The 6,358-nt window shown below is 70.0% G+C and carries 5 protein-coding genes; all 5 read left to right on the top strand.

The features are described 5' to 3' along the window. Positions 1–322 precede the first annotated feature (322 nt). The 5 genes from ACFQ87_RS29330 (at position 323) to ACFQ87_RS29310 (ending at position 6,220) form a co-directional block, all read left to right on the top strand. Positions 323–1,513 (top strand): ROK family transcriptional regulator, encoded by a 1,191-nt coding sequence (locus ACFQ87_RS29330; RefSeq protein ID WP_380613854.1) that lies wholly within the window; start codon positions 323–325, stop codon positions 1,511–1,513. A gap of 97 nt (positions 1,514–1,610) precedes the next feature. Next, positions 1,611–2,966: an ABC transporter substrate-binding protein gene (locus tag ACFQ87_RS29325; protein ID WP_380613853.1), complete on the top strand. Its 1,356-nt coding sequence runs from the start codon at positions 1,611–1,613 to the stop codon at positions 2,964–2,966. A 27-nt stretch (positions 2,967–2,993) separates the two neighbouring features. Then, a complete protein-coding gene (locus tag ACFQ87_RS29320) occupies positions 2,994–3,992 on the top strand; it encodes a carbohydrate ABC transporter permease (RefSeq protein ID WP_380613852.1) in 999 nt (332 codons plus the stop codon). Between the two features lie 21 nt (positions 3,993–4,013). Beyond that, positions 4,014–4,916 carry a carbohydrate ABC transporter permease gene (locus tag ACFQ87_RS29315; RefSeq protein ID WP_380613851.1) on the top strand — a complete coding sequence of 301 codons (903 nt, stop codon included), beginning with the start codon at positions 4,014–4,016 and terminating at the stop codon, positions 4,914–4,916. A gap of 23 nt (positions 4,917–4,939) precedes the next feature. Beyond that, on the top strand, positions 4,940–6,220 hold the full coding sequence (locus ACFQ87_RS29310) for a 6-phospho-beta-glucosidase (protein WP_380613856.1): 1,281 nt from the start codon (positions 4,940–4,942) through the stop codon (positions 6,218–6,220). Positions 6,221–6,358: the final 138 nt, after the last annotated feature.

Below are 6,358 nucleotides of genomic sequence, written 5' to 3'. Positions count from 1 at the left end.
CCTCCCTCCCCGTCCCCCCCCCACCCCTCCCACCCCCCCCCCCCCGCCACAATTCCCATCTTCTTCATTTATTCGTCCATCGCTTTGCGCTCCTCCTTATCCAAGGAGGAGCAGCAAACTTATTTTTTTGAAGGTCGGGTGAGTATTGGCCCCGCTCCCGCTCCGGCGGGAGCGGGGCTTCACGCTGTCCGGTAACGCTTCGGCATCCCCCGCTCCACCGGCCATTGACACCCCGCTGACGCGGCCCGTACGGTCCTGTCCAAGCGACTGGAAAGTTTCCTAATAGTTCCCGTCAACCAGCCGAAAGAGGAGGATTCCGGGCATGACCAAGAGCACCGCCAAGGCCCCCCTCGCCGGCACCCCGAGCCTCCTGCGCGCCATCAACGACCGCGCCGCCCTCGAACTCCTGCTGGCGAACGGCCCGCTCTCGCGCACCCAGATCGGCACCCTGACCGGGCTGTCCAAGCCGACCGCCTCGCAGTTGCTGTCCCGGCTGGAGGCGGCCGGGCTGGTCCTGCCGGTCGGCACCACAGAGGGCGGCCCCGGACCCAACGCGCAGCTGTACCAGGTGAATCCGGCCGCCGGGTACGTCGCCGGGCTGGACGTCACCAACAGCGGGATCCGGGTCGCGATCGCCGACATCACCGGTGGCACGCTGGCCGAGCACAGCGTGTCGACCAGAGGCCTCCCGGCCGCCGAGACCGTGCCGAGAGTGGCTGCCGCCGTCGCCGGGGCGGTCCGGGCCGCGGGGCTGCCCGCGGGGAGCCTGCGCACCGTCGCGATCGGTCTCGGCGGCGCCCCCGACCCGGTCACCGGCAAGCTGCGCTACGCCTCCCACCTGCCGGGCTGGCACTCGCCGCGGCTGGTCGAGGAACTGTCCGAGGCGATCGGCGCACCGGTGTCGATCGAGAACGACGTGAACCTGGCCGCCGTCGCCGAGCAGGCCACCGGCGCGGCGGCGGGCTTCGAGGACTTCGTCCTGCTCTGGGCCGGGGCGGGCGTCGGCGCCGCGATCGTGATCGCCGGACGGCTGCACCGCGGCTTCACCGGCGGCGCCGGGGAGGTCGGCTACATGCCGGTGCCCGACTCCCCGGTCGAGTGGGACGCCCGGCGGCGCAAGTTCGGCGGCTTCCAGGCCCAGGTCGGCGCACCCGCCGTCCGCGCCCTGGCCCGCGAGCACGGCCTCGGCGCGCCCAGCGCGGAGGAGTCGATCGCCAAGGCCCTGGCCACCCCGGGCGCCGGCGACACCTTCCTGACCGAGCTGGCCGGGCGGCTCGCCGTCGGGCTGGCCGTGATCGTCGCCGTGGTCGACCCCCAACTGGTGGTCCTCTCCGGCGCGGTGCCGAGCGCGGGCGGCGAACGCCTGCGCGCGCTCGTCGAGGACGAACTGGCCCGGATCTGCCTCGCCCGGCCGGAAGTCCGCAGCAGTGCCCTGCCCGGCTCACCCGTCCTGCACGGCGCCCTGCAACGCGCCCTCGCCGACGCCCGCGAGGCAGTCTTCTCCACCCACTGATCCACTCCCTGCGCTCCTGCACCCACCTCTCCCCCAACCCCCTACGCGGGACCCGAGGCAATGACGCCTGCCCGCGCACCTCCAGGAGGACCTCGAAGTGCACGCCACCACCTCCCGCAGAGGCCGTCGCACGATCGCCGCCGTCGCCGGCAGCGCCGTGCTGGCCCTGCTCGCCAGCGCCTGCACCGGTTCCAACGACGCGGGCGGCACCGACGACTCGGCCAGCGGCAAGGACGTCACCATCACCTTCTGGCACGGCTGGAGCCAGGACAACGAGGTGAAGGCGATCAACGACAACATCGCCGCCTTCGAGAAGGCCCACCCCAACATCCACGTCAAGACCGTGGGCAACATCGCGGACGACAAGGTCAACCAGGCCCTGCGGGCCGGTGGCGACGACGCGCCGGACGTGGTGTCCTCCTTCACCACCAACAACGTCGGCATGTTCTGCTCGACCAAGGCCTTCGTCGACCTCAAGCCCCTGCTGCAGAAGAGCGGCATAGACGCGGCCAAGACCTTCCCGGCCGCGATGCTCGGCTACTCGCAGTTCCAGGGCAACCAGTGCTCGCTGCCGCTGCTCGGCGACGCCTACGGCCTGTACTACAACAAGAAGGCCTTCGCCGCGGCCGGCATCGCGAACCCGCCCAAGACCTTCAGCGAATTCGCCGACGACGCCAAGAAGTTGACCGTCGCCGACGGCGACTCGTACAAGCAGCTCGGCTTCATGCCGCTGTACCACGGCTACGAGTCCCAGATCGAGCACTTCCTCGGCCAGTACGGCGCCACCTACTTCGGCGCCGACGGCAAGTCGGCCATCGCCGCCGACCCGAAGGTCGCCGCGATGCTCAACTGGCAGAAGGGCCTGGTCGACCAGCTCGGCGGCTACGCCAAGCTGGACAAGTTCCGCGCCACCTTCGGCGAGGAGTTCAGCGCCAAGAACCCCTTCCACACCGGCCAGGTCGCGATGGCCATCGACGGCGAGTGGCGCACCGCCTCGCTCGCCGAGAACAAGCCCGACTTCGACTGGGCCACCGCCCCGTTCCCCGTCCCGGACGACCAGGCGGACACCTACGGCCGCGGCTACCAGACCGGCACCATCGTCGGCATCGCCAGCTCCAGCAAGAAGCAGGCCGCGGCCTGGGAGCTCGTCAAGTACCTGACCACCGACACCGACGCAGTGGTCAACTTCGCCAACGCGATCCACAACGTGCCGAGCACCTTCGACGCACTGGGCTCGCCGAAGCTGGTCAGCGACCCCAACTTCAAGACCTTCCTGGACGTCGCCAAGAACCCGCACTCGGGCACCACCCCGGCCAGCGTCAACGGCGGCGGCTACATCCTCTCGCTGCAGAACCTCGGCTACGACTACGAGTCCGGCAAGCAGGCCGACCTGCAGGCCGGCCTGGCCGCCACGGCGAAGCAGATCGACACCGACATCGCCCAGGCCAAGTAGCGGCGGGAACGGTCCACGGAGCTCCCCATGTCACTCGCGTTCGGCACCCGCAAGGGCGCTGGAGCCACCGACCCGGCGGCGCCCTCCACGCAGCACCTGCTGCGCCGGAAGCGCCGCCGGGAGGCGGCCCGCACCCTGGCCTTCCTCTCGCCCTGGCTGATCGGGTTCAGCGTCTTCTTCGTCTACCCGCTGGTCTCGACCGTCTACTTCTCCTTCACCCGGTACAACGGCTTCGGCGCGCCCAGCTTCAACGGGCTGAAGAACTGGGACTACGTCCTCAACGAGCTGCCGACCTTCTGGCAGGGCCTGCGCAACACCCTGTGGCTGGTGGTCATCATGGTGACCCTGCGGGTCGCCTTCGGCCTCGGCGTCGGACTGCTGATCACCAAGATCAAGACCGGCGTCGGCTTCTTCCGCACGGTGTTCTACCTGCCGTACCTGGCCCCGCCGGTGGCCGCCACGGTCGCCTTCGCCTTCCTGCTCAACCCCGGCACCGGCCCGCTCAACCACCTGCTCGGCGAACTCGGACTGCCGCAGCCCGGCTGGTTCGCCGACCCGAACTGGTCCAAGCCCGCGCTCACCCTGCTCGCCATGTGGGGCATCGGCGACCTGATGGTCATCTTCATGGCCTCGCTGCTGGACGTCCCCAAGGAGCAGTACGAGGCGGCCGAGCTGGACGGCGCCGGCCCGTTCCAGAAGTTCCGGTACGTCACGCTGCCGAACATCTCGCCGATCATCATGTTCGCGGTGGTCACCGGGGTCATCCAGACCATGCAGTACTACACCCAGGCGATCGTCGCCGGGAAGGTCGCCAGCGGCATCGCGGGCAACTCCGGCCAGCAGTTCGAGCCGGGCTTCCCCCAGGGCTCCACCTGGACCCTGCCGCAGATGGTCTACAACCTCGGCTTCCAGCGCTTCGACTACGGCGCGGCCTGCGTCGTCGCCCTGGTGCTGTTCGCCATCTCGATGGCCGTCACCTCGATCCTGCTCCGCCGCCGGTCCGGCTTCATGGCGAGCGACGACTAGCGGACCAGTGAGGACCCGACCATGACTCTCAGCTCCACGCTCACCGAGGCCACCTCCGGCGCCTCCCTGACCGGCACCGCGGCCGCCCGGGTCGCCCGGCGCCGCGCGCTGCTCAACTGGGTGGCCGTGCACTCGCTGGCGATCGCCGCCGCGCTGTTCTTCCTGCTGCCCTTCGTCTTCGTCTTCCTCACCTCGGTGATGGACGACCAGCAGGCGCTCACCACCGACTACTGGCCCACCCACTGGGAGTGGGGCAACTACGGCAAGGTGTGGGACACCCCCGGCTTCCTCACCTGGTGGCGCAACACCCTGGTGTACGCCGGCGCCGGCACCCTGCTGACCGTCGTCTCCAGCCTGCCGGTCGCCTACGCGCTCGCCAAGTTCCGCTTCCGCGGCCGCAACCTGGCGCTGATGGCCGTCATCGCGATGATGATGCTTCCGCCGCAGGTCACCGTCATCCCGATGTACCTGTTCTGGGCCAAGCAGATGGGTCTGGGCGGCTCGGTCTGGCCGCTGATCATCCCGATGGCCTTCGGCGACGCCTTCTCGATCTTCCTGCTGCGCCAGTTCCTGGTGACCATCCCCAAGGAGTACATCGAGGCCGCCCGGATCGACGGCTGCGGCGACCTGCGCACCCTGCTGCGCGTGGTCCTGCCGATGGCCAAGCCGGCCATCGCCGCCGTCGCGCTGTTCCAGTTCTTCTACTGCTGGAACGACTACTTCGGCCCGCAGATCTACGCCAGCAACAACCACGAGGCCTGGACGCTCAGTTACGGCCTGGAGTCGTTCAAGGCCGCCCACCACACCAACTGGAACCTCACCATGGCCGCCACCCTGCTGGTGATGGCGCCGGTGATCGTCCTCTTCTTCTTCGCACAGAAGGCCTTCATCGAAGGCGTGACACTGACAGGGGTCAAGGGCTGATGTCCGCACCGAAGACGTCCGCACTGAAGTTGGCAATCGTCGGCGGTGGTTCGACCTACACCCCGGAGCTGATCGACGGCTTCGCCCGGCTGCGCGACACCCTGCCCATCGGCGAACTGGTGCTGATCGACCCGGCCGCCGAACGGCTGGAGCTGATCGGCGGCCTGGCCCGGCGGATCTTCGCCAAGCAGGGGCACTCGGCCACGGTCGCCACGACCACGGACCTGGCCGCAGGGGTCGCGGACGCCGACGCCGTCCTGCTCCAGCTGCGCGTCGGCGGGCAGGCGGCCCGCAACCAGGACGAGACCTGGCCGCTGGAGTGCGGCTGCGTCGGCCAGGAGACCACCGGCGCGGGCGGGCTCGCCAAGGCGCTGCGCACCGTCCCGGTCGTGCTGGACATCGCCGAGCAGGTCCGCCGGGCCAACCCGGACGCCTGGATCGTGGACTTCACCAACCCGGTCGGCATCGTCACCCGGGCCCTGCAGAGCGCCGGCCACAAAGCCGTCGGGCTGTGCAACGTCGCGATCGGCTTCCAGCGCAAGTTCGCGGCGCACCTGGGGGTCGCGCCGGAGCTGGTCCGGCTGGACCACGTCGGGCTCAACCACCTGACCTGGGAGCGCGGGGTCACGTTGCTGGACGGGCCTGGTGCCGCGGGCGGTCGTGAGGTGCTGCCCGAGCTGCTGCGGGACTTCGGCAAGGAGATCGCGGACGACCTCCACCTGCCGCAGGCCTTCGTGCGGCGGCTCGGCGTGGTGCCCTCGTACTACCTGCGGTACTTCTACCAGCACGACGCGGTGGTCGAGGAGCTCAAGGCCCAGGGCTCGCGGGCCGCGCAGGTCGCCGAGATCGAACGGCAGCTGCTGGAGCTGTACGCCGACCCCGGCTTGGACACCAAGCCGGAGCTGCTCGGCAAGCGCGGCGGGGCCTTCTACTCGGAGGCGGCCGTCCAGCTGATCGCGGCACTGCTGGGCACCGGCGGCGGGACGTCCGTGCAGGTGGTGAACACCCGCAACGACGGCGTGCTGCCCTTCCTGCCGGACGACGCCGTCATCGAGGTACCGGCCGAGGTGGACGCCGACGGCGTGCGGCCGCTGCCTCAGCGGCCGGTCGAGCCGCTGTTCGCCGGACTGATCGCCGCCGTCACCTCGTACGAGCATCTCGCGCTCGACGCCGCCCTGCGCGGCGGCCGCGACCGGGTCTTCGACGCCCTGCTCGCCCACCCGCTGGTCGGCCGGATCGAACTCGCCGACCGGCTCACGGACCTGCTGCTCGCCCACAACCGCGAGCACCTCGCCTGGGCGTGATCGGCCCGGTGCCCGGCAGCCCGGGGGCGGGAGGAAAGGGGGGAGGGGGGGGAGGGGGGGGGGGGCAAGTACCCGGAAGGGGAAAGGGACGGGAGCAAGAGGGTGCTTTCTTCGCACCCCCCAACTCCACAGAAAGAA

The sequence above is a fragment of the Kitasatospora sp. NPDC056531 genome (assembly GCF_042794375.1).
GTDB lineage: Bacteria > Actinomycetota > Actinomycetes > Streptomycetales > Streptomycetaceae > Kitasatospora.
The sequence above is the reverse complement of the archived record's forward strand: the minus strand, read 5'-3'. Positions and strand labels throughout refer to the sequence as shown.

Excerpts from the sequence above, each read along its gene's own strand:
- ACFQ87_RS29330 (WP_380613854.1), top strand. The coding sequence starts at position 323 with ATGACCAAGAGCACCGCCAAGGCCCCCCTCGCCGGCACCCCGAGCCTC.
- ACFQ87_RS29320 (WP_380613852.1), top strand. The coding sequence starts at position 2,994 with ATGTCACTCGCGTTCGGCACCCGCAAGGGCGCTGGAGCCACCGACCCG.
- ACFQ87_RS29315 (WP_380613851.1), top strand. The coding sequence starts at position 4,014 with ATGACTCTCAGCTCCACGCTCACCGAGGCCACCTCCGGCGCCTCCCTG.